This window comes from Dyella sp. C11 (assembly GCF_003121485.1).
Classification (GTDB): Bacteria; Pseudomonadota; Gammaproteobacteria; order Xanthomonadales; family Rhodanobacteraceae; genus Dyella.
Window position 1 is genome coordinate 1 of sequence record NZ_QAVX01000009.1, and the last position, 21,603, is coordinate 21,603.

Genomic DNA, 21,603 nt, shown 5'->3' on the forward strand with positions numbered 1-21,603 from the left:
TTACGGCGCATGGCCATGGGCAACACTCCTCACGCTTGCGCGTCTATAGTGTGTTGCGTTGACCGGCTGAAGTCGCAACCCATAGCGGACGTTCCGCGCAACGCACGACAAGGGGAAGACCAGTGGATAGCCGCGAGCTTGTTGTGCTCCTTGAGTCGCCGCAGGAGGACGTCACGTCGCCAGAGTTGGTACGTGGGGCCATCGAAGCGGGGCTCCGCTGGCCAACTCCGTATTGGCCGGAGTTAGCCGTCCGGTGGATTGAAGAGGGGGCAAGTTTGGACACCGAACTGGCCAAACTGGTAGACGCGGTGGCCGCTAACGACCATTTTCCGCAGAGTCTTCGTCATCGCGCGTTTGCGCTAGCTCGACGGTTCGATAGAGCCCAAGGGGCGCGGTAATCTGGCGGTGATCCAATGGTCGGCTTTCGACCCATGGCAGACATTGGCCAGTCATCGAAGCTACTGGAGAACGCCATTGCACCTGATGAGCATGAATTTGATAATCCCGCTCTGTGTCCTTCTTGCCGGGTGCTCAAACGGCGGCCATTCAGCGGGACAATCAGGCGCTCAGACCGCGCGCCTCAAGACCACACTTTCGGCTTTGAATCTAAAGGACGCGGGCGCGGACGCTAGAGCTCACGTAGCTCAGGGTGACCTAAGGCCTGTAGGGATATATGGGTACACTTGCAGCATCCCCGGTCCAGAGGGCAACTTGCCACCGCCTCGGGTTGGCGTTCGATGTCTCGATGGAACGAGTGACGCTGCTGAAAGTGAGGAGCATAGGCACTTGATCAAAGTCGCGGAGGACTATGCCCTGGCTTACGACCGGGAGCTGAAGCAGATAACAGCCAGGTGAGGATGTCCGCTTTCGACCCATAGCGGAGATTCGCAACTAGGTGGCTACAGCAGGGGAAGGCGATGAGGACATTTTTGCGCGTGCTGGCGCCGGTTTACGCGTTCTTCGTTGCGCTGTTCACCATTTTTGCTTGGGCGGATGTCTGGAATTCCGCGAACCAAACGCGCGAGTTTTTGACCAGTTCCGAGCTTCTCTTGTTCCTGGTGACCTTACCGGGTTCATCCATAACGATGAAAGGCGAACAATGGGCCGAGTCCATTTTCTCGTGGCCATACGCTGACGTCGCGATGCTGACGCTAGCAGGTGTGGTCCAGGTCACACTGCTATTTGCGCTCGCATACTTGATGCCGAAGTGCCTACGTGCCATGAGAAACTCTTCTGCCAGAAGCTCATGATTAAGGTCCGCTTTCGACCCATAGCAGACACTCATTAAAGTACAGGGGATTGCACGATGGAGTGGCTGGAACCGTGGTATGCGGTCTCGACGGGGCCTGAAAGCGTCGCATTGACGTTGGAGAGACAGCTCGCAATTGAAGTGCCGCCCGGCCACGTTTTGTATGGGGTGCAAGCCAAACTCCTTGCCCGTGGCAACGGTGACGATGCGCTGTTTGAGCTCATGGATGGCTCAGGGCGCGTGGCAGGCGTGCACCTGACTTGGGGCAAATCCACGGAGCGCCTTCCTTTTCCAGGAACTACTGTTTACGGGTCACTGGAGGAATGGGTCTCGCAGGTCATGGTGCCGGAACACGAAGATTGGTCCGACTAGGGGTAATGTCCGCTTCCGACCCATAACGGACCTTAGAGTCTCAGGCGATTGGAGTTAATAGGAGAGTTGGGCGTGAGGGGAACAACCATCCTTTGCAATCCGCGAAGTTTTCCGAGCTTTGAGCTAGCTCACAGGATTGAGTCTGGCGGACACCGGTTTGAGGTCGCGTACGGCATATCCTTTAACGAGCTCTACTACGACTTCGGCCCCGGCGAATTTCTCGAAAGGGTCGATCGGGGTGAGCTGGAAAAGCAACTGACCCGGGCGGGAGCAAGCTGGCTGCCACGGATTCTCGTCGAGCTGGCGGAACACCCGATGAAGTCTTCGGCGGCCGACATTCGGGAGCTGGCTAAGATGGCGGCTGACTGAGGTCCGCTTCCGACCCATAGCGGACATAATGATCTCAGCGACATCAGGTCAAATAACAACAAGGATTTCAGAATTGGCAAGGATTGGCGTCGTTCTTGTCTATCTTTTCGGCCTACTGGTCGTAGCTGCCTCGTGGCTATGGCCAGGAGGCCCGAGTGGTCTATTCAAGATTGGTATGCTCGTTGTCCTACAGGGCTACCTATTGACCCTTATTCGGCTTTATTGGATCAAAATTGATATCCACACTAAGGGCGGGTGGGTTCGTTTTTCTGAGCGGCCGTGGGCATATCGTTCTAGTTTCTTGATATTGGGCTGGTTCTGGTTGATCCCGTCGATCTGGTTGCTTTCTGATTTGTTGCTTTCTGCCCGGTGAGAGCACGCCTCAGTACTTCAGGTAATGTCCGCTTTCGACCCACAGCAGACGTGAGCGAGGGTGCGGCCAGCCCTTTGGCGAGAGGAAGTTTCGCCACGGCCAGGGTCAAAGCATGTGTTAGCCTGAAATCTCATCGCCAGGGGAAGTTGCATGCGCTGCCGATCAGGAAGTTGGCTTCTGGGTCTGCTGATGGCCTGTGGTGTTTGTTACCCATTTGGTGCGTCGCTGGCCTCCTCCAATGCCACAGACGAGACGTCGATTCGCACCTCGACAGGGACGCTCAACGGCGCCCCGTACCGTATCGACATACCGAAGAACTGGAATGGTGACCTGGTCGTGCTTATGCATGGCTATGAGCCCAAGGGCGTGCCGCGCCAGAGTCCGTGGCCCCAGAATGAAGAGACGCCCGTTTTCCTTTCTCGTGGCTATGCCGTCGCGGCCAGCGCGTTTGCTTCCCAGGGTTGGGCGGTGGGCGATGCGCTGGACGATAGCGAGCGGCTTCGCCAGCTTTTCACCAAGGAGAATGGAAAACCGCATCGCGCATACGTCGTCGGATTTTCGTTGGGCGGCCTGGAGACGTTGGCGATGCTGGAACGCCATGGTCGGGAGTACAGCGGCGGACTGTCGATGTGTGGCGTGAATGTATCCGCCCCGGATATTGTCGCGCGCGGTGTCGTAGCCTCCCTGGTTGCCTTTGACGTGTATTTCCCGAACGTGCTGCCAGATCTGGCGAGTCCAGCGTCGCCGGCCATGATCGATCCAGATCGCATTCAACAAGCGCTTCAGGGCGATCCCGTCAAGGCCGCCCGCCTTGAGGATCGGTTGCAGGAAACCAGCGCGACGTTGCCGGGCGCGTTGATGCTCGACTATATGGTGCTGCGCGAGATCGAGCAGCGAGCTGGTGGCATGCCCGTCGACACGACGAAGGCTGCCTATCCCGAGTTCGCGGATGACGATGCCTTCAAAAGCAAAGTGCACCGGTACAAGGGGACGCCCTCGGCGATGGCTTATCTCGCCGACAATGCAACGCTTACCGGGCGAATCGTTGCGCCCGTCGTACTGCAACGTAATGCCTTCGATCAGACTGTGCCGAACCGCTTCGACATGGTCTATCCCGAGCAGGCAAAAGCTGCCGGCAACGCATCGAAAGTCACAGTGTTGCCGCGCGTGGGCGAAGGACACTGCGACTTCACGCACGAGCAAGTCGGCCAGGCCTTTGACGTTCTTGTGAAGAAAGCAGGCGGGGCCGAAGGACGCTGACCGCCTGCATGAGGCGACTCGTCGAAAGACGGAGAATTCGATGCACCTTGGGTTCGTTTTCGACCCGAAACGGACCTGTCAACAATAGGCGAAGACGATGGATTCGTTCTCCGTTCGGTGCGCTTTTCTATGGGAGCGCCGTGACGACCAAAAGCTTGATTATTTGTATGAGGAGCGAATCACGCTCTGGCAAGCGGAAGGGATCGATGCCGCCATTGAGTTGGCGGAGAGTGAAGCGAGATCCTACGCGGAAAACTCGTCTGAGTATCTTGGGTATTCCGAGGCATTTGCGCTGTTTGAACCCGTGAATGCCTCGGGAGTTGAAGTGTTCTCTTTGCTTAGAGAGAGCGATCTTCCGCCGCGCGCCTTCCTCGATGCATTTTTTGATACGGGGCGGGAGCGGCAGCAAACCTGGTCCGGCGGCTGATTCATCGACATCGACATCGACATGCGCGCTGCGCCTGGTAAGAGCGGCGACACCTGCTTTCGACCCATGCCAGACACATAACTTGAGTGGCGCACCCATGGAGCGCGCCACTCGAATTGCCCTGCCCTGATTCGCTCTCGCGCCCCGTCAGGATTTGATAAACGCGAGAAGGTCGGGATTAAGGACGTCCGCGTGGGTGGTGAGCATGCCGTGCGGGTAGCCCGGGTATGCCTTCAACTTGCCATTCGCGAGCAGGTCGACGGCGCGGGGCACGGAGCTGGCGAATGGGACGATCTGGTCGTCTTCGCCGTGCATCACCAACACCGGCACGGTGATCTTCTTCAGGTCGTCGGTGTAGTCCTCCAACCAGGAGAAGACGGTCTCGTAATGAGCCTGCGCGCTGCCGGCCATGCCCTGGCGCCACCAGTTCGCGATCACGGCCTCCGATGGCTTCGCGCCTGGACGGTTGAATCCGTAGAACGGACCCTCCGGCACGGCCCGATAAAACTCCGACCGGTTGCCAAGCACGCCCGCCTTGACCCCCTCGAAAAACTCCTGCGGCTGACCGCCGGGATTCGCGTCGTTCTTCACCATGTTCGGCGTCAACGAGGCCACCAGCACGGCCTTGGCGACGCGATCCTGATGGCGGGCGACGTAGCGCGCCACTTCGCCGCCTCCGGTGGAGTGCCCGATGTGGATCGCGTTGCGGATATCGAGGTGCTTGGTCAGTGCAGCGAGGTCGGCAACCCAGTGATCCATGTCGTTGCCGGTGCCTACTTGCGACGACCGACCGTGCCCGCGCCGGTCATGGGCGATCACCCGGTAGCCGTGCAGAAGGAAAAACGTCATCTGGGCGTCCCAGTCGTCGGCCGACAGGGGCCAGCCATGGCTGAAAATGATCGGCTGACCGGAACCCCAATCCTTGTAGAAGATCTCTACGCCGTCCGGTGTGGTGATCGTAGGCATCGCTGGCATCTCCTCTCGTGAGTTGTCTCGTGGATTGGCTAGTGCTCGTTCCCTGGTTTCTCGGGCGGTGCATTCCCATCCATAGCACCGGAGGCGTGACTCCCTCGTCATAACGTTGCCGCCCCACCCCATCTCGATGGCCATCACACCGTGCAGCTGGCCGGCAGTGACCCTATCGCCCTAGGATTTGCAAACTGTCCGCTGTCGTTCGAAAACAGACCTACGACTCGACCAGAGCTACATGGAGGCATGCATGCGCTTGCGTACCTATGTCCGTGGCCCACTTCTTGTCCCACTGTGTTGTTGCCTGGCGCTGTGGCTGCTTGCCATCGCGAACAGCGTGGCCGCGACCGCCGCGCCGCCCCTGGAACTGGTGGTGCTCGGTTCCGGCGGTCCCGGTGCAACGGGTCGGGCGGGTGCGGGTTATGCGGTGCTGGTGGATGGCGAACCGCGTGTGCTGGTGGATGCCGGCCCCGGCACGTTCGTTCGACTGGGCGAAGCGGGGCTTTCGCTGGCGAAGGCCGATGTGGTGGTGTTGACGCATTTGCATATCGACCACACGGGCGAGCTGCCGGGCTTGTTCAAGGCGCGTGCGGTGTCGAGCAGTGCGCCGGTGCATATTCAAGTGTTCGGCCCGACAGGCCATCGCGGCGAAGGCGACCAGGCCACGTTTCCTTCCACCAGTCGCTTCATCGATCTGTTGTTCGGTCCCGATGGCGCGTACAGCTACCTGCACGACTTCGCTGCGCCGATGACGATAAGCGCGACGGACATCGACGCGTCCGCGAACGCGCCCACGACGCCGAAGGTCATTTATTCGGCCAACGGCTTGGACATCAGCGCCGTGGCGGGGCATCACGGCGATGCACCTGCGGTGATCTATCGCATCGACTATCACCACCAGAGCATCACCTTCAGTGGCGATATCGATGCCAAGGGCTTGGACAACCTGCGCCGCGTGGCGAAGCACACGGATCTATTGGTGTTCAACTGCGTGGTGCTTGATCCACCGGGCTCGCGCCCGGTGCTGTACACGCTACACACGCCGCCCTTGGCGATTGGCGATGTGGCGGCGGGCAGCGATGCACAGACGTTGTTGCTCAGTCACCTGTCGCCCGTTATCGACGCGAACAAGAGCGATGTCGAGGCGTCCATTCGCAAGCACTACAAGGGCACCCTCGTGTTCGCCAGCGACGGCATGCGAATAACGCCGTGATCGTGCGTGTCGCCCTGCCGGCAGTGCCATGCAGGGCAAGGCGACGTGCGTTCGATGTCAGCCCAGCGTTGCGCCGGTCAGCTGCTCGCTCAGCATCCACAGCTTTTCCGCTGCTGTGGCGTCAACAGCCCAGGGACGAACGCCGGACGGCTGCGTGACTGCACCAGGTGCGGTGACGTCTTCGTTCGGAACCAGCGCGGCGATATCGCCGTCTTCGCAGTAGACGCCGCCGATGTCTTGAAGCATGGGGCTTGTCGCTGCCCAGATCGATGTGGCAGCGCCCTGCTCCGGATTTTTCAGGCCCAGACTGAGATCGGCCACGCGGCGGCCCTGTTCGTCGAGTCCACCGACGCGCTGCAGTTCTTCGCGACTCATGTGCCGCGCCAGGTCGGTGATGATGCGCCCGGGATGCACGGAGTACGCGCGCACGCCATCGGCTTTTCCACGTGCATCCAGCGCCACGGCGAACAGCGCGTTGGCCGTCTTGGATTGGCCGTAGGCCACCCAGCGATCGTAGTCGCGCGTTTCAAAGTTCCAGTCGTCAAAGTTCATGGCGCTGAAGCGATGGCCTAGCGATGACAGCGACACCACGCGCGCGCCACGGGCACGCTTGAGTGCCGGCCAGAGTCGTGCGGTGAGCAGGAAGTGACCCAGATGATTCGTTGCAAACTGCATCTCGTAACCGCGCGCGTCACGCGACAGCGGGCACGCCATGATGCCGGCGCTGTTGATGAGCAAGTGAAGCGGTGAACCGGAAGCGACGAACGCATGCGCAAACGCGTCGATGCTGTCGGGGTCGGCAAGGTCCATCGCTGCCACTTCCACGTTCATGCCACGCAAGTTGTTGCTGGCCTTGTCGAGGTCGCGCGCCGGCACGATGACGCGGGCACCAGCGGACAGCAGCGCCCGCGTGGTTTCCGTGCCAATGCCCGAATACCCGCCCGTGACGATGGCCGTTTTGCCGGAAAGATCGATGCCGCGAATCACATCCAGCGCGGTGGACGCCGCGCCAAAGCCGGAGTTCAAGGGAGACTGTGCCTGGGACATGGGGTGTTCCTGGTTTTCGAAGCGGCCATCTTAGGCGCCCAACGCGGGACGATGAATGCTTGAAAGTCCCCATGACATGCGCAATCGTTCAAGCATGATCGATGATCCGCTGTCGGATGTGCTGAAGCTGGCCGAGGTGCACTCGGTGGTGGCTGGCGGTTTTTACGCTTCAGGGCCATGGGCCGTCCGCTTCCCGGCGCCCGACAAGGTGAAGTTTTTCGCTGCCGCCAAGGGATCGTGCTGGCTACGCTTCGACGGTGACGAGCCGCCCCTTCGCTTCCAGGAAGGCGACGTTATCCTGCTGGCCTCCGCCCGGTCCTTTACGCTGTCCAGCGATCCGCAGGTGCAGGCCGTGGCATCACGCGGTCTTTTTGCAGGCCGCACGGAAGCTTTCGTGGCGATAGGTAACTCTTCGGCCACGGCGTACGAAGTCATGCAGGTGGGCGGACATTTCAGTCCGCATCCCGCGTACAGCCCGCTGCTCATGGATGTGTTGCCACCTTTCATCCATGTTCAAGGCGCTTCACCCGAGGCACGTGCATTGCAATGGATCCTCCAACAACTGGTGCAGGAGCGAGAAGGCCTGCCGGGTGCCGCGCTGGCCACGTCCCAATTGGGACTGTTGCTGTTTGTGCAGGCGTTGCGCGCACACCTGGCCAGCGGCGCCATGCTCAAGGCCAGTTGGTTGCGCGCCGTGACCGATCCGCGACTGGCGCCGGTGATGCGCCTGATGCACGCTGACCCTGCGCGGGCATGGCGACTGGACGAACTGGCGCAACGCGCCGCCATGTCGCGCACGGCGTTCGCCACGCACTTCAAGGCCACCGCCGGCGATGCGCCACTGGCGTATCTGGCGCGCTGGCGCATGCGCCTGGCCGAACACGCACTGCGCCATGGCGATACGCCGGTGAGCGCGCTGGCGCAAACCCTTGGCTACGCCTCCGAGAGCGCCTTCAGCCACGCGTTCAAGCGCATCGTGGGCCGTTCGCCCAGACACTACGCGGCAGGCTTCCGGGGCGATCTCGTCAACGAGTCAGACACGGAGGTTTCCGCATGACCATCACCATTACCGCCTTCGATCGCTCGCCTGATGGTGGCAAGGGGCTGGCACGCGACACACGTGTGCGCTGGGCGCTGGAAGAAGCCGGCTTGCCTTACGAGATTCGCCTGCTTTCGTTCCAGGCGATGAAAGAGCCCGCGCATCTTCGCCTGCATCCGTTCGGGCAGATTCCAACGTATGAAGAAGGCGACCTCGCCCTGTTCGAAACGGGCGCCATCATTTTCCACATTGCCGAACATCACACAGGCTTGTTGCCGAGCGAAGCGAACGCACGCGCACGTGCGATCACGTGGATGTTCGCCGCGCTCAACACCGTGGAACCGGTGATTCTTGAACTCGCTACGGTGCGGCTACTGGAACGCGACAAGCCCTGGAGCGCGGAGCGGATGCCGCTGGTCCAGGAGCGCGTGCGCGATCGATTGCACCAGCTTTCCAATTACCTGGGCGACGCGGAGTGGCTCGATGGCGCCTTCAGTGCGGCCGACCTGGTGATGGTGTCCGTGCTGCTCCGACTGAGGCCATCGGGCATGCTCGATACCTTTCCAAGCCTGGCGGCCTATGTGGCTCGCGGCGAAGCGCGGCCCGCTTACCCGCGGGCGTTTGCGGCGCAGTGGGCCGTCAACGCGCCCAAGCCCGATTGACCAGGAATACCGACACGCAACCGTTTACTCCAACCAAGGCACTCACATCGATCATGTCGACCAGGCCGCATTCCACATCCTGTTCCCGCATGCATGATGCGCGCGCCTTATGCCCTTCCCTCTCTCCACGTGCACGACGAGGATTACTGCAATGACCAAGCGTCTCATCCGTTCGCTCGCTACCGGTGCCCTGCTGGCCGGCATGACCCTGGCCGCCCCCGCCTTCGCCGCCATTGCCACCGGCACCAGCGCACCCGCCTTCGACGCGCAGGCCAGCCAGGCCGGCAAGAGCTTCTCGTACTCGCTCGCCGAGGCGCTGAAGAAAGGCCCGGTAATCGTGTACTTCTTCCCGTCGGCCTATACCGGCGGCTGCGATATCGAAGCGCATGCGTTCGCCACGGAAGCGGCCAAGTTCACCGCGGCCGGTGCGACGATCATCGGCGTGTCCGCCGACAGCATCCAGCGCCTGAATTCGTTCTCGGCCGATCCCAATTACTGTGCCGGCAAGTTCCCGGTGGCGTCCGATCCGGACGGCAAGATCGCTGCGTCCTTCGACCTGAAGATGTCCGCTGCCGAACCCCAGGCGAAAGATGTGCGTGGTGACGTGATCGACCACGGCTTCATTTCGCGCACCACGTTCGTGATCGGCAAGGACGGTAAGGTCGCCGCCGTGTTCTCCTCCGAAGCGGACCACCTGCACCCGCAGGATCACGTGAGCAAGTCGCTGGCCATCGTGCAGCAGATGCAGTCGCCGAAGGCGCCTTGATCGAGCCGCTGACACGGGTGGCGTCGTGCCGCCCGTGTCGCGTTGTTCCTCCATGTGGGAGCGCACCCTGTGCGCGACGCTCTTCCAGGCGCCAATCGCGCACAGGGTGCGCTCCCACAACAGCGATGCGCCGGGTTGGGGTTTTAACGCATCTCGATAGCGCAGTCCCTCGAATCGCAACCACCCCCACTGTAGGAGCGCACTTGTGCGCGACGCTTTTCCCGGTGCCTGTCGCGCACAAGTGCGCTCCTACAAATAGCAAAGTGCCGGGCCGGGGTTTTGACGCATCTCGATAGCGCAGTCGCCCGTATCGCGACCACCCTCACTGTAGGAGCGCACCCTGTGCGCGACGCTCTTCCAGGCGCCAGTCGCGCACAGGGTGCGCTCCCACAAATAGCGATGCGCCGAGCTGGGGTTTTGACGCATCTCGATAGCGCAGTCACTCGGATCGCAACCACCCCCACTGTAGGAGCGCACTTGTGCGCGACGCTCTTCCCGGTGCCTGTCGCGCACAAGTGCGCTCCTACAAATAGGACTCGTCGCGCACAGGGTGCGCTCCCACAAGCAAGCAGTGAGGCGCTACGTTGCGGTTCAGTCCGCCACCGCGTACTCGCTCTTCTTCACCAACGACGGACAGGTCGGTGGATGACCGCCCGGCCCATGGCACACGGCGATGGCCGAGGCCGCGGCAAACGCGGCGAAGTCGAACGCTTGGTTCTTGCCGTAGGCCGGCGGTTTCATGCCGATGCGATGGAGCATTTCCCGCATTACATGCACACGCGCATTCCGCCGCGTGGCGTCAGTGTTGTACGTGAAGCTGATGGTGGTGGAGGCTTCCTGGCTGGTTTCCACCATGTGTGGGCTGGTGAGCGGCATGTAGACGCCCGTACCCGGGCTCAGCGTGAACACATGGGCCCGCTGGCGGAATTCCTCATGCCATGGTGCTCGGCTCAGGTCATGGCGCATGTGGAAGCCGTCGCGTGCGCGGTCGCTGCACACTTCCGTGTCTTCCGCATCCCACACGTAGACGGTTTTCGTACCACGCACCTGGAACAGGAAGACATGGCTGCGGTCGATGTGAAACGGTGTGGCCGTATTGGGTGATGCCGAGAAGATCCAGCCCGCGCGGTAGTAAAGGCCGGGGTCTTTCCGCTGGATCTGCGATTGCATGGGGTTGATCACCGCATCCACCAGTTCGCGGTAAAGCGGATCGGCCTGGATGTGCCGCAGCAGCACCCACGCTTTCGCATTGCTGATGTCTTTCAGCGAATCGACGTGCGACAACTTTGTAGGAAACAGGTCCGACGCATCGTCGAAATCCGTACCCGCCGTGATGTCGCTGTTGAACGAATACCAGCGCGTGGTGCCACGGCAACGCTTGCCAAGTTCAACCAGTTGCTCGGTCTGCAATAGTGGATGATCCACCAGCCTGTGCTTGAACGGCTGTATGCGCCAGGGATCGAAAGCATCCCAGTCAAGATCGATAAACGGTGACACTGAAGCATTCATAGCGGCCCCTAAATCGCACGCCCCTGTTTCTCGCGCGTGATGGATCTGACCCTGTCGGCCGCACTTATACGCCGTGTTTTTTGTACGCAGCAGATGACTGGAAGGCATATTCCTTGAAAGAAAATGCGCGTCGCCAAGTACGTGCGCAAAGCTCGCAAAAGCTTGTGACGAATCTTTCAGCGTCGTAAGCAAGGCGAACGAAATTGCGCTGGAATTCAGCTAAAAATGCGAGTTTTGATCATGGATGCAACGTTGCTTTCGCAAGACTTGCGATGATGTTTGCGATTCGACTTTCGGCGAACAACACACAAGCAAACGGCCTGCCCGTTGCCAGGCAGGCCGTTCGATACACACCCAGCTTTTATTACCAGCGATAACGCGCGGAAACGGTAACTTCGCGCGGGTAGCCGTAGTAGCACCAGATGGCGCTGCTGCAGGTCGACACGTAGGTACGGTCGAACAGGTTGGCTGCGGTCACCTGGAAGCGCCAACGCTCCAAGTCGTAATGCGCATTGGCATCGAACAACGTGTAGCCGCCGGTGCGGAACTGGTTGAACGAGTCGCCGTAGTGTTCGCCGATGAAGCGCACGCCACCGCCAAAGCCCAAACCGGCGAGCACGCCCTCATGGACGTTGTAGTCCGCCGAGACAGACGCCTGCTGCTTGGGCACAAAGGCCACTTCCTTGTTGAGCGACGCGTCGTTGGCGCGGGTGACCTTGGCATCCGTGTAGGCATACGCGGCGGTCATGCTGAAGTGGTCGGTGACGGCCACGTTCGCTTCCAGCTCGGCGCCGCGCGTACGCGTCTGGCCTTGCTGCAGTTCGAAGAACAAATGCTCGGGATCGACCGTGAGCGAGTTGTTCTGCGTGAGCTGGTACACGGCGCCGGTGATCAGCGTGCGGCCATCCGGGGTCTGGTACTTCAGGCCGCCTTCGTACTGGTCGCCGGTGATCGGCTTGTACGCGTTGCCATCGAAGGTGGTGCCCACGGTGGTCTTGAACGAATGCGAATACGCCAGGTACGGCACCAGCCCGAAATCGGTGGTGTAGTTGACGCCGAGGCGGCCGGAGAACGCGTTGTCGTTCTGCTTCTGCTTCGTATCGGCAATCACGTCGGTGACCTTGTTGGTCACCCAGTCCTCGCGACCGCTGGCGATGATGCCCCACTTGCCGATGGTGATCTGGTCCTGCACGTAGGCACCCAGCTGCTCGAGCAAGCTGTCGGTGTGATACGTGTAGGGCACCTGGGTGATTGGCTGGCCGTAGACCGGATCGAAAATATCGATCGAGGGCGCCGAGCCATAACCGGACTTGTAGTCGTTGTGGCTGTGCAGATAGTCCACGCCCATCAACACGTCATGCTGCACGCTGCCCTGGTCGAACTTGGCTTCCACCTGGTTGTCCACGGCAAACACGTTGGCGTGGTCCACCAGCGGGTAGTTGTAGCGATCCAGCGTGCGCAGATCCGATTCCAGACCCAGCGGCCCGATCAGGCGATGGTCGACCTTTTCGTTCTGCAGGCGCAGGTCCTGGCGGAACGACCACACATCGTTGAAGCGATGCGTGAAGGCGTAGCCGATCGATTCATCGGTCTTGTAGTAATGGTCGTAGTCCGGCTCACCCGGATTCACGTCGCGCGGAATCTGCCCGTTCGGGTTGTAGTACAGCGTGCCCTGCGAAGGCAGAAAGCCACCGACGCCATCGGAAAGGCTGCGCTGGTAGCGCGGCAGGATGGTCAGCGACGTATCGTCGTTCGGCTGCCAGGTCAGGCTGGGCGCGAAGTAGTAGCGATCGTCCTTCGAATGCTCGATGTTGGAATCGCCCTTGCGCGCCAGCGCCACCACGCGCCACAGCCACTGGCCGTCGCTGCCCAGCTGGCCGCCGGTGTCGCCGGAAAGCTGCTTCTGGCCGAAGCTGCCCACGGTGGCTTCGATTTCGTGCGGCGCATCCAGGCTCGGGCGCTTGGTGGTCATGTCGATCATGCCGCCGGGCGGCAGCTGGCCGTACATCGCCGATGACGGGCCCTTGTTCACTTCCACGCGTTCCAGACCATAGGGCTCGATGCGCGAATCGGCCGTCCAGGAGCCGCTGGGCAATGCCAGGCCGTCGAGGAACTTGGCCGGGTCGTAACCGCGGATCAGAATCCAGTCGCTGCGCGGGTCGGCGCCGTAGCTGCCGCCCACCGCACCTGCCAGGTAGCGCACGGCTTCATCCAGACCCTGCACGCCGTAGAGCGACATGCGATCCGGCGTGATGACGCTGACCGACTGCGGAATTTCCACCACGGGCGTGATGGTCTTGGTGGTGGAATACACCACGTTCACCGCGTCGAGCGACTTGGCGTTCTTGTCGTCCTTGCCGGTGGCCGCCTTGGGCGCGGTCGAGTCGGTGGTGGTCTGGTCGTCGGCATAAGCCGGCGACGCCAGGGCAAGCGTCGTCGCAACCAGAAGCGCGGTTCTGGACAAGGTGGCAAGCATGAAAGCGGGTCCCGAGGAAAAACGTGGCCGCGGCCCCTATGGACGGCACGGCTCGCCAGTGGCGAGTCAAGAATGATAATGATTCTTATTTGGTAATCAAGCCTTTACAACCGCGATGTGTGCGCGTTTTGTCGCTGGTGCCTGCCTTGCGGGTGCCGCGACGGTCATTCCGGGTGGTATCGACGCATGCGATGCATCCAATCCCCTGCACCGAGCGTACGCAGGACATGCCCCTTCCCTTGGATCGCCAATGACCGCCGTGCCGGCACATCGCTCTTGCGCGGGCCGGCGATTGCTCTGCTTCGCTACGGCGATGTGTGTCGCTTTATCGGGTCACGCGGTGGAACGGCATTACACCGGCGTCGCCTATGACGTAGATACCGCCCAAATACGGTACCGCGAGGAACACTGGCTGTTCGAGGACAAGGGCACGCCGACGCGGCTTGTGCTTTATCGCTGCTCGAATGGGCAGCCCTTCGCCCGAAAAACCATGCGCTACGTGGACACGCCCTGGACGCCTGAGTTCGAGATGATCGACAACCGGGACGGCTATATCGAAGGCGCTCGCCGCACGCAGAACCAATGGCTGGTTTATGTGCAACGCGATGCGAGCAGCGCGCGGGAAACAGCCACCTTGCCGGCGCGCCCCAATACCGTGATCGACGCGGGTTTCGACGACTTCGTGCGAATCCATTGGAACGAGCTGACCGACGAGCATGGCATGTCGGCTGCCTTCGTCATGCCCGAGCGACTCGCCTACTTGAACGTGAAACTGCAGCCCGCGGCGAAGACGGTGCAGAACGGCGTGGCCGCGCAACAGTTCCGCATGAGCCTGGCCGGATGGCTGGGTGCCATCGCACCTTCCATCACCCTGACGTACGCGCTGACCGACCAGCGGCTCATCGAGTTCGTGGGCTTGAGCAACGTACGCGATGCGCGTGGCAAGCGCCAACGCGTGCGCATCGAGTTCGCCGATCACGATGCCGCACCCGCCTCCAGGGAGCAGATTCGCGCAGCCGAAACCGAAACCTTGGTGAGCCACTGTCCGGAACCATGAGTCGTGCATCCAGTTGGCGCGTTTGGACGTATGACTGTTAGACATCACTCCCGGGACGCACGAATGAACCGCCTGTCATCGACTGCGTCCATCCGAGCTCGGCAGCGGCCACGCTTGCAGACGTTGCTGCAGTGGTTCGATGGCCAGGCATCGGCAGGCAAGGAAGGCTGCCGGAAGATCGACTGGTTTCGCGCCGTGCCCTTCATCCTCATGCATGCCGCCTGCCTGTGCGTCATCTGGGTCGGTGTATCGCCCGTCGCGATTGCCGTGGCTATGGGTCTTTATGCCGTACGCATGTTTGCCCTCACCGGGTTCTATCACCGCTATTTCTCTCACCGCACCTTTCGCACGTCGCGCACGGTGCAGTTCGCGTTCGCCGTAATCGGGGCCGCATGCGTGCAGCGTGGCCCGCTGTGGTGGGCGGCGCATCATCGACACCATCATCGGCATGCGGATACCGCACTCGATCCACACTCCCCGACGGTGCATGGCTTTTTGTGGAGTCACGCCGGCTGGTTTCTGACGCCCGAGGCGTTCAAGACCGACCTGTCGCGCGTGCCGGATTTTCAGGTGTACCCGGAATTGCGCTGGCTCGACCGGTTCGACACCGCCATACCGGTCGCACTGGCCGTTGCCCTGTTTGCACTGGGCGCACTGCTGCACCGGTTTGCGCCAACGCTGGGCACCAGTGCCTGGCAAATGCTGGTGTGGGGTTTCTTCGTGTCGACGGTGGTGCTGTTCCACGCCACGGTCACCATCAACTCGCTCGCGCATCGCTTTGGCCAGCGCCGCTTCGCCACCCGCGACAACAGCCGCAACAACCCGTGGCTTGCGCTGATCACCTTCGGCGAAGGCTGGCACAACAACCATCACTTCTATCCCGGCTCGGCTCGCCAGGGCTTTCGCTGGTGGGAAATCGACCTGACCTGGTACGGGCTCCGGCTGCTCGCCGCCCTTGGCCTGGTGTGGGATCTGAAACCCGTGCCGGCGTGGGTGACACGCAAGGCGGAGCACTGATATGCGCATTGCCGTGATCGGCTCGGGTATCGCGGGGTTGGCCAGCGCTTGGCTGCTCTCTAAGGATCACGACGTGGTGCTTTTCGAGGCCAACGATTACCTCGGCGGGCATACGCACACGCACGACATCTTGCTACACGGCAAGCCCTATCGCGTGGACAGCGGCTTCATCGTGCACAACCGCCGGCATTACCCGCTGCTGCATCGCCTGTTCGACGAACTCGGCGTCACGTCCAAAGCCACCGCGATGAGTTTTTCCGTGCAGCACGCCAGCTCGGGACGGGAATACAACGCGTCCACGCTGGATGGGTTGTTCTGCCAACGTCGCAACCTGTGGTCGCCGCGCTTTATCGGCATGGTGCGTGACCTGTTGCGGTTCTATCGCGAAGCACCGGCGCTGCTCGAAGGCGCAGGTCCCGGCCCCAGCCTGGGCGACTATCTGGGCGAACGGCGCTACGGCGCTGCTTTCCGCGACGAGCATCTGGTGCCCATGGCCTCCGCGCTGTGGTCGTCCCCGGCGCACGCGATATTGCAGTTCCCCGCGCGTTATCTGGTCCAGTTCATGGCCAACCACCAGATGCTGCAGACCGACGATCGCCCGCAATGGCAGGTGGTGGAAGGGGGCTCATCGACGTACATCGAAGCGATGCGGCGACGCTGGAACGTGCAGGAGCGTCTCGCCTGCCCTGTCCATGCCGTTCGACGGCACGAGCAAGGCGTGGCCATTGCGTCGGCCTACGGACACGAGTTGTTCGACCAGGCGGTGCTGGCTTGCCATAGCGATCAGGCGCTTGCCCTGCTGCGCGACCCCAGCGAGCGCGAGCAGGACATTCTGGGTGCCATCACCTACCAGGCCAACGATGCCGTGCTCCATACCGACGCGCGCCTGCTGCCGCGCCATCCCAAAGCCTGGGCGGCATGGAACGCCTACGTTCCCCAGCAACCCACCGATGCGTGCACGGTGAGCTATTGCATGAATCATCTTCAGGGCTTCGCGTCGCCCGAGCCCTTCATCGTGACGTTGAACCGTTCGTACGCCATCGACCCGGCGAAGATCCATCGGCGGATGCAGTACCACCATCCGGTTTATACCGCCGCATCCGTGTCTGCGCAGGCACGCAAGCACGAGATTCAGGGGCAACGGCATACCTGGTACGCCGGCGCTTATTGGGGCTGGGGTTTTCATGAAGATGGCATGCGCAGCGCGGTCGATGTGGCGCAGGCGATCAACGGCCACGCTGTCGCATCGAGTCGTTCGTCGGCTACGGAGGTGTTTGCGTGAACACCTTCGCCAGTGCGGTTTACGAAGGCACGGTAACGCATCGTCGCCACCTGCCGCGCGAACATGTGTTTCGGTATCGCATGGCGCAGCTGTATCTGGACCTGGACGAGGTGGACGAGGTGTTCCGCTCGCGCTGGTTCTGGTCCGCGCACAAGCGCAACCTCGCCGAATGGCGGCGCAGCGATTATCTCGGTCCGGGCGACATGACGCTTGCGGATGCAGTGCGACAGCGAGTGAAGCGTGACACCGGGTGCACGCCGACAGGACCGATTCGCATGCTGAGTCATCTGCGTTATGCGGGCTTCGTGTTCAATCCCGTGACGTTCTACTACTGCTACGACAGTGCCGGGGAAACGCTGGAAAACGTTGTAGCGGAAATTACCAATACCCCGTGGGGCGAGCGGCATGCGTATGTGCTGCCAGTGGACCGCGCCGAACGGCATGGTCGTGCGATGACCTGGGCGTTCGACAAGCAATTCCACGTCTCGCCCTTCATGGCGATGGATCGCCGTTACGACTGGCGCTTCACGACACCGTCGGACGATCTGCTCGTACACATGAAAGTACGCCGCGCCGAAGACTGCGAATTCGATGCCACGCTTGAATTGCACCGCCAACCGCTGAATGGCCAAACACTCGCGCGTGTGTTGTGGCGATATCCCCTGATGACGGCACAAGTGATGGGCGCGATTCACTGGCAGGCCTTCCGCCTTTGGGCGAAACGCGTGCCTGTTCACGATCACCCCGCCGCTCACGCCGCCTCACAGCGCAGCCGCGTTATTGCCCCGTCACCTGGAGAGCATCCATGAACGAGATGGCAAAAGCCGCCGCCCTGCCGTTGCCTGCGGCATCGATCACCTGGATGGATCGCTTCCTGCGCGAACGACTGCTGGCGCGGCTCGCAGGACTGCGGCGAGGGACGCTCTCGATATACGACCCGCTGGGCACCTTCGAACTGAGTGACGATCACCCGCATGCGCCGCGGGCAAAAATCGCGGTCAGCGATATGCGCTTCTACCGCGCACTGGCATTCCATGGCAGCGTCGGCGCCGCTGAGGCATATGCTGATGGCGCATGGCACTGCGAAAATCTCGTGGAACTGGTGCGCCTGCTGGTGCGCAATCGCGACCTGCTCGACCGCATGGAAACCGGCACGGCGCGACTGGGCAGCGCCGCGTTGCGCTACTGGCACGCATGGCGCGACAACACGCGCGCCGGGAGCCGTCGCAATATCGCGGCCCACTACGACCTCGGGAACGACTTCTTCCGCCTGTTTCTTTCTTCCGACCTGATGTACTCGTCGGCGTTGTGGGCTGGCCCCACAGACACCCTGGAAGCGGCATCCACCCGCAAGCTGGATGTGATCTGCCGCAAGCTCGACCTGCAACCGGGTCAGCAGGTCATCGAGATCGGCACCGGCTGGGGTGGCTTTGCGTTGCATGCCGCCCGTCACTACGGATGCCATGTCACCACCACCACCATCTCGCAGGAACAGCACGCGCTCGCAACGCAACGCGTTGCAGAGGCTGGGTTGAGTGACCGCGTGCAGGTGCTTTCCTGTGACTACCGCGACCTGGACGGCAACTACGACCGACTGGTCTCCATCGAAATGATCGAAGCCATCGGCGCGCCGTACATGGAAACGTATTTCGGCAAGGTCGGCTCCCTGCTGAAAGACGACGGCATGGCGCTACTCCAGGCGATCACCATTGAAGATCACCGATACGCCCAAGCCTTGCGGTCCGTGGATTTCATCAAGCGCCATATTTTCCCGGGCAGTTTCATTCCCTCGCTCCAGGCCATGCTTGAGGCGAAAACGCGTGCGTGCGACCTCGCCCTGGTGGATCAGGAAGATTTCGGCCTCTCCTACGCACGCACGCTTCAAGCGTGGCGCGAGCGCTTCATGAGTCGGCTCGACGAGGTACGTGCGCAAGGCTTCGACGAGCGGTTCGTGCGCTTGTGGCAGTTCTATCTGGCCTATTGCGAAGGCGGCTTCCTGGAACGCGCCATTGGCGTGTCGCACCTGCTGTTTGCCAAACCCGGTGCGCGCCCCTCGTGTGCGCGCTGGGCTGAACGTGACGGAGGATTCACCCCGTGATGTTCTGGATCAACCTGATCGGTTACCAGATCGTATGGTTTGCGCTTGTCATAGGCGCATCGCGCGGCCATGTCGGCTGGGCGATGGGTGCGGGTGCCGTGTTTGTGGTCTCGCAAGTGCTGACTGCGCAGAACCTGTCCGTGGAATGCCGGCTACTCGTACTTGCGGTGGTGCTTGGCGTGGTGGTCGACGGCATGTGCTCCCTCATGGGTTGGCTGCGCTATGCCTCGCCGGCGCCGGCGCTGCCGCCACACGGCGCGCCGATGTGGATCTTGATGCTCTGGGCCTGCTTTTCGACCACGATCCACCGCTCGCTGGCCTGGTTGCGACACCGGCGTTGGCTTGCCGCCCTGGTGGGCGCCATCGGCGCACCGCTTGCCTATGCCGCGGCAGCGCGCGGATGGCACACCGTTGAATTTACCCAGCCGTCGTATGTGGCCATCGTATGGCTGGCCGCGAGCTGGGCCGGCGCATTGGCTCTGTTGGTGGCATGTGCGAAGCGCTGGAGCGTGCAGGCCGCAAGGAGCAGCACATGAGCTATCCGCGCCAACTGGCGTTGCTTGCCCTGTTGATGGCGGTCGCCATGGTGGGCGGCTGGCTATGGCAACGACGCCACCAGAACGCCGGGATTGTGGACGTGCTGTGGGCGGCCGGCCTGGGCGTTGCTGCCCTGCTGATGGCAGCAACGGGCGCAGGCGCTGCACTTCCGCGCATTGTGCTGGCCTGCCTGGGCACGGCCTGGTCGCTGCGGCTCGCCCTGCATTTGTGGCGACGTGTGCGCAACGAGAAGGAAGCCGGGCGCTATCGGGAACTGCGCGCGCACTGGCACGGCGACCAGCGCAAGTTTCTAGCCTTCTTTCTGGCGCAGGCAGCGCTGGTGCTGCTGTTTGCGCTGCCCTTCATGGCGGTAGCGGCCAATCCGGTCGACACCTGGTCGTCATGGACGTTTGCGGCGCTCGCCATCTGGATCGCAAGCGTGACGGGTGAAGCCGTCGCCGATCGCCAACTGGCGATGTTCCGCTCGCAACCATCCCACCACGGCAAGACCTGCGATGCCGGCTTGTGGCGCTACTCGCGTCACCCGAATTACTTCTTCGAATGGATGCACTGGTTTGCCTACGTTGCGCTGGCCGTGGGCTCGCCCATCGGCTGGCTGGCGTGGAGTGGCCCCGTCGTGATGTACGTGTTCCTGCGCTGGATCAGCGGCGTGCCGTTTACCGAAGCCCAGGCACTGCGCACGCGCGGCGATGCCTACCGGGACTACCAGCGCCGCACTTCCATGTTCTTCCCATGGTTTCCCTCCCGACGCTCGCCTGAAGGGGTAGCTCATGAGCGCGTCCATCGCTGATTCCACCGAACTGCTTACCGACCGCGCCGCGCCAGGCCTGCTGGGATGGGCGGAGCGAGGATGGCTGCCCGATGCGTGGCTGCGTGCCGGTATACGTCGCCTGTGCGCGCAACGGCTTGCGGAATGCACGGCGGGAGGCGTCGCCGCGCAACAGGAACGTCAGCAGCAACTGATGGCCCAGCTTCGACGCAGCCCCATGGCTATCCACGCGGATGCCGCCAACGCACAGCACTACGAAGTGCCGGCCGCTTTCTTCCAGCAGTGCCTTGGGCCGCGATTGAAGTATTCATCGTGCTACTTCCACGACAGCACCACCACGCTGGAGCAGGCGGAACTTGCCATGCTTGAGCTTTACGCGGCACGCGCCCAACTCATCAACGGGCAGGACATTCTTGAACTGGGCTGCGGCTGGGGTTCGCTCACGCTATGGATGGCCGAACGCTTTCCTCAATCCCGCATCACGGCGGTATCCAACTCGCACTCGCAGCGAGCCTGGATTCTGGACGAGTGCCGTCGGCGCGATCTATCCAACGTCGAGGTCATCACCTGCGATATCAGCTCGTTGTCCCTGGCGGATGAACGTTTCGACCGGTGTGTGTCGGTGGAAATGTTCGAGCACGTGCGCAATCACGACATGCTGATGAGCCGCATCGCGCGCTGGCTGCGTCCCTCCGGCCGCCTGTTCGTGCACATCTTTGCCCATCGGCATGCGGCCTACCCTTTTGAAACCGAGGGTTCGGACAACTGGATGGGCCGCCACTTCTTTACCGGCGGCCTGATGCCGTCCACCGATACGCTGCTCTGGTTTCAACGGGATCTGCGCATCGACAAGCAGTGGCTGGTGGACGGCACGCACTATCAACGCACGGCCAACGCCTGGCTGGCCAGGCAGGACGCGCAGCGCGACGAGGTGATGCGCGTGCTCAAGGATGCCTATGGCAGCACTGCACTGGCTGCACTGTGGTTCCAGCGTTGGCGCATGTTCTGGATGGCCTGCGCGGAACTGTTCGGCTATGCCAACGGCCAGGAGTGGCTGGTGGCGCACTATCGCTTTGTCCGGGACGACTGAC

General features: G+C 61.9%; 21 protein-coding genes. 17 read left to right on the top strand and 4 right to left on the bottom strand.

Going from position 1 to position 21,603, the window contains the following annotated elements:
* The first annotated feature begins 917 nt into the window (after positions 1-917).
* The 5 genes from DK366_RS10150 to DK366_RS10175 all read left to right on the top strand — a co-directional run bounded on the left by DK366_RS10150 (position 918) and on the right by DK366_RS10175 (position 4,050).
* Positions 918-1,250 carry a hypothetical protein gene (locus DK366_RS10150; protein WP_109125444.1) on the top strand — a complete coding sequence of 111 codons (333 nt, stop codon included), beginning with the start codon at positions 918-920 and terminating at the stop codon, positions 1,248-1,250.
* 56 nt (positions 1,251-1,306) lie between these two features.
* Positions 1,307-1,621, top strand: coding sequence for a hypothetical protein (locus tag DK366_RS10155; RefSeq protein WP_109125445.1), 315 nt, complete (start codon positions 1,307-1,309; stop codon positions 1,619-1,621).
* Between the two features lie 72 nt (positions 1,622-1,693).
* Positions 1,694-1,990 carry a hypothetical protein gene (locus tag DK366_RS10160; protein ID WP_157956496.1) on the top strand — a complete coding sequence of 99 codons (297 nt, stop codon included), beginning with the start codon at positions 1,694-1,696 and terminating at the stop codon, positions 1,988-1,990.
* A gap of 523 nt (positions 1,991-2,513) precedes the next feature.
* Positions 2,514-3,623, top strand: coding sequence for an alpha/beta hydrolase (locus DK366_RS10170; RefSeq protein ID WP_109125448.1), 1,110 nt, complete (start codon positions 2,514-2,516; stop codon positions 3,621-3,623).
* Between the two features lie 97 nt (positions 3,624-3,720).
* Entirely contained in the window at positions 3,721-4,050 is a 330-nt protein-coding gene (locus DK366_RS10175; protein WP_109125449.1) for a hypothetical protein, read from the top strand.
* Positions 4,051-4,197: 147 nt separating this feature from the next.
* Here DK366_RS10175 and DK366_RS10180 read toward each other — a convergent pair whose 3' ends face one another.
* Entirely contained in the window at positions 4,198-5,016 is an 819-nt protein-coding gene (locus DK366_RS10180; protein ID WP_109125450.1) for an alpha/beta hydrolase, read from the bottom strand.
* Between the two features lie 253 nt (positions 5,017-5,269).
* Here DK366_RS10180 and DK366_RS10185 point away from each other — a divergent pair, with 253 nt between their 5' ends.
* On the top strand, positions 5,270-6,232 hold the full coding sequence (locus tag DK366_RS10185) for an MBL fold metallo-hydrolase (RefSeq protein WP_109125451.1): 963 nt from the start codon (positions 5,270-5,272) through the stop codon (positions 6,230-6,232).
* A gap of 57 nt (positions 6,233-6,289) precedes the next feature.
* Here DK366_RS10185 and DK366_RS10190 read toward each other — a convergent pair whose 3' ends face one another.
* The gene (locus tag DK366_RS10190) at positions 6,290-7,279 is read right to left on the bottom strand and encodes an oxidoreductase (protein ID WP_109125452.1); all 990 of its coding nucleotides are present in this window, start codon (positions 7,277-7,279) and stop codon (positions 6,290-6,292) included.
* Positions 7,280-7,355: 76 nt separating this feature from the next.
* Between DK366_RS10190 and DK366_RS10195 the strand changes: the two genes are divergently transcribed.
* The 3 genes from DK366_RS10195 (at position 7,356) to DK366_RS10205 (ending at position 9,746) form a co-directional block, all read left to right on the top strand.
* Positions 7,356-8,336 (top strand): AraC family transcriptional regulator, encoded by a 981-nt coding sequence (locus DK366_RS10195; protein WP_198651502.1) that lies wholly within the window; start codon positions 7,356-7,358, stop codon positions 8,334-8,336.
* Entirely contained in the window at positions 8,333-8,980 is a 648-nt protein-coding gene (locus tag DK366_RS10200) for a glutathione S-transferase family protein (protein WP_109125453.1), read from the top strand. The genes DK366_RS10195 and DK366_RS10200 overlap by 4 nt, the downstream gene beginning before the upstream one ends.
* 151 nt (positions 8,981-9,131) lie before the next feature.
* Complete coding sequence (locus DK366_RS10205; RefSeq protein ID WP_109125454.1) at positions 9,132-9,746, top strand: peroxiredoxin; 615 nt, start codon at positions 9,132-9,134, stop codon at positions 9,744-9,746.
* 591 nt (positions 9,747-10,337) lie between these two features.
* Here the strand turns inward: DK366_RS10205 and DK366_RS10210 are convergent.
* Together DK366_RS10210 and DK366_RS10215 are read right to left on the bottom strand one after the other, a co-directional pair.
* Positions 10,338-11,255, bottom strand: coding sequence for a cupin-like domain-containing protein (locus tag DK366_RS10210; protein WP_157956497.1), 918 nt, complete (start codon positions 11,253-11,255; stop codon positions 10,338-10,340).
* 364 nt (positions 11,256-11,619) lie between these two features.
* Positions 11,620-13,731, bottom strand: coding sequence for a TonB-dependent siderophore receptor (locus DK366_RS10215; protein WP_109125456.1), 2,112 nt, complete (start codon positions 13,729-13,731; stop codon positions 11,620-11,622).
* Positions 13,732-14,071: 340 nt separating this feature from the next.
* On the opposite strand from DK366_RS10215, the gene DK366_RS10220 reads away from it, so the two are divergent.
* The 8 genes from DK366_RS10220 to DK366_RS10255 all read left to right on the top strand — a co-directional run bounded on the left by DK366_RS10220 (position 14,072) and on the right by DK366_RS10255 (position 21,602).
* Positions 14,072-14,788, top strand: coding sequence for a hypothetical protein (locus DK366_RS10220; protein WP_109125457.1), 717 nt, complete (start codon positions 14,072-14,074; stop codon positions 14,786-14,788).
* A 72-nt stretch (positions 14,789-14,860) separates the two neighbouring features.
* Positions 14,861-15,805, top strand: coding sequence for an acyl-CoA desaturase (locus DK366_RS10225; protein WP_109125601.1), 945 nt, complete (start codon positions 14,861-14,863; stop codon positions 15,803-15,805).
* A 1-nt stretch (position 15,806) separates the two neighbouring features.
* Positions 15,807-17,087, top strand: coding sequence for an FAD-dependent oxidoreductase (locus DK366_RS10230; protein ID WP_109125458.1), 1,281 nt, complete (start codon positions 15,807-15,809; stop codon positions 17,085-17,087).
* The gene (locus tag DK366_RS10235) at positions 17,084-17,896 is read left to right on the top strand and encodes a DUF1365 domain-containing protein (RefSeq protein WP_109125459.1); all 813 of its coding nucleotides are present in this window, start codon (positions 17,084-17,086) and stop codon (positions 17,894-17,896) included. Before DK366_RS10230 ends, DK366_RS10235 begins: the two co-directional genes overlap by 4 nt.
* Positions 17,893-19,185, top strand: a complete 1,293-nt coding sequence (locus DK366_RS10240) for a cyclopropane-fatty-acyl-phospholipid synthase family protein (protein ID WP_109125460.1) — start codon at positions 17,893-17,895, stop codon at positions 19,183-19,185. The genes DK366_RS10235 and DK366_RS10240 overlap by 4 nt, the downstream gene beginning before the upstream one ends.
* Positions 19,185-19,721, top strand: coding sequence for a DUF2878 domain-containing protein (locus DK366_RS10245; protein WP_109125461.1), 537 nt, complete (start codon positions 19,185-19,187; stop codon positions 19,719-19,721). Before DK366_RS10240 ends, DK366_RS10245 begins: the two co-directional genes overlap by 1 nt.
* Complete coding sequence (locus DK366_RS10250) at positions 19,718-20,533, top strand: DUF1295 domain-containing protein (RefSeq protein WP_109125462.1); 816 nt, start codon at positions 19,718-19,720, stop codon at positions 20,531-20,533. The genes DK366_RS10245 and DK366_RS10250 overlap by 4 nt, the downstream gene beginning before the upstream one ends.
* Positions 20,514-21,602: a cyclopropane-fatty-acyl-phospholipid synthase family protein gene (locus DK366_RS10255; RefSeq protein WP_109125463.1), complete on the top strand. Its 1,089-nt coding sequence runs from the start codon at positions 20,514-20,516 to the stop codon at positions 21,600-21,602. The genes DK366_RS10250 and DK366_RS10255 overlap by 20 nt, the downstream gene beginning before the upstream one ends.
* Position 21,603: the final 1 nt, after the last annotated feature.

Excerpts from the sequence above, each read along its gene's own strand:
- DK366_RS10150 (WP_109125444.1), top strand. The coding sequence starts at position 918 with ATGAGGACATTTTTGCGCGTGCTGGCGCCGGTTTACGCGTTCTTCGTT.
- DK366_RS10155 (WP_109125445.1), top strand. The coding sequence starts at position 1,307 with ATGGAGTGGCTGGAACCGTGGTATGCGGTCTCGACGGGGCCTGAAAGC.
- DK366_RS10170 (WP_109125448.1), top strand. The coding sequence starts at position 2,514 with ATGCGCTGCCGATCAGGAAGTTGGCTTCTGGGTCTGCTGATGGCCTGT.
- DK366_RS10175 (WP_109125449.1), top strand. The coding sequence starts at position 3,721 with ATGGATTCGTTCTCCGTTCGGTGCGCTTTTCTATGGGAGCGCCGTGAC.
- DK366_RS10180 (WP_109125450.1), bottom strand. The coding sequence starts at position 5,016 with ATGCCTACGATCACCACACCGGACGGCGTAGAGATCTTCTACAAGGAT.
- DK366_RS10185 (WP_109125451.1), top strand. The coding sequence starts at position 5,270 with ATGCGCTTGCGTACCTATGTCCGTGGCCCACTTCTTGTCCCACTGTGT.
- DK366_RS10190 (WP_109125452.1), bottom strand. The coding sequence starts at position 7,279 with ATGTCCCAGGCACAGTCTCCCTTGAACTCCGGCTTTGGCGCGGCGTCC.
- DK366_RS10195 (WP_198651502.1), top strand. The coding sequence starts at position 7,356 with ATGCGCAATCGTTCAAGCATGATCGATGATCCGCTGTCGGATGTGCTG.
- DK366_RS10200 (WP_109125453.1), top strand. The coding sequence starts at position 8,333 with ATGACCATCACCATTACCGCCTTCGATCGCTCGCCTGATGGTGGCAAG.
- DK366_RS10205 (WP_109125454.1), top strand. The coding sequence starts at position 9,132 with ATGACCAAGCGTCTCATCCGTTCGCTCGCTACCGGTGCCCTGCTGGCC.
- DK366_RS10210 (WP_157956497.1), bottom strand. The coding sequence starts at position 11,255 with ATGAATGCTTCAGTGTCACCGTTTATCGATCTTGACTGGGATGCTTTC.
- DK366_RS10215 (WP_109125456.1), bottom strand. The coding sequence starts at position 13,731 with ATGCTTGCCACCTTGTCCAGAACCGCGCTTCTGGTTGCGACGACGCTT.
- DK366_RS10230 (WP_109125458.1), top strand. The coding sequence starts at position 15,807 with ATGCGCATTGCCGTGATCGGCTCGGGTATCGCGGGGTTGGCCAGCGCT.
- DK366_RS10240 (WP_109125460.1), top strand. The coding sequence starts at position 17,893 with ATGAACGAGATGGCAAAAGCCGCCGCCCTGCCGTTGCCTGCGGCATCG.
- DK366_RS10245 (WP_109125461.1), top strand. The coding sequence starts at position 19,185 with ATGTTCTGGATCAACCTGATCGGTTACCAGATCGTATGGTTTGCGCTT.
- DK366_RS10250 (WP_109125462.1), top strand. The coding sequence starts at position 19,718 with ATGAGCTATCCGCGCCAACTGGCGTTGCTTGCCCTGTTGATGGCGGTC.
- DK366_RS10255 (WP_109125463.1), top strand. The coding sequence starts at position 20,514 with ATGAGCGCGTCCATCGCTGATTCCACCGAACTGCTTACCGACCGCGCC.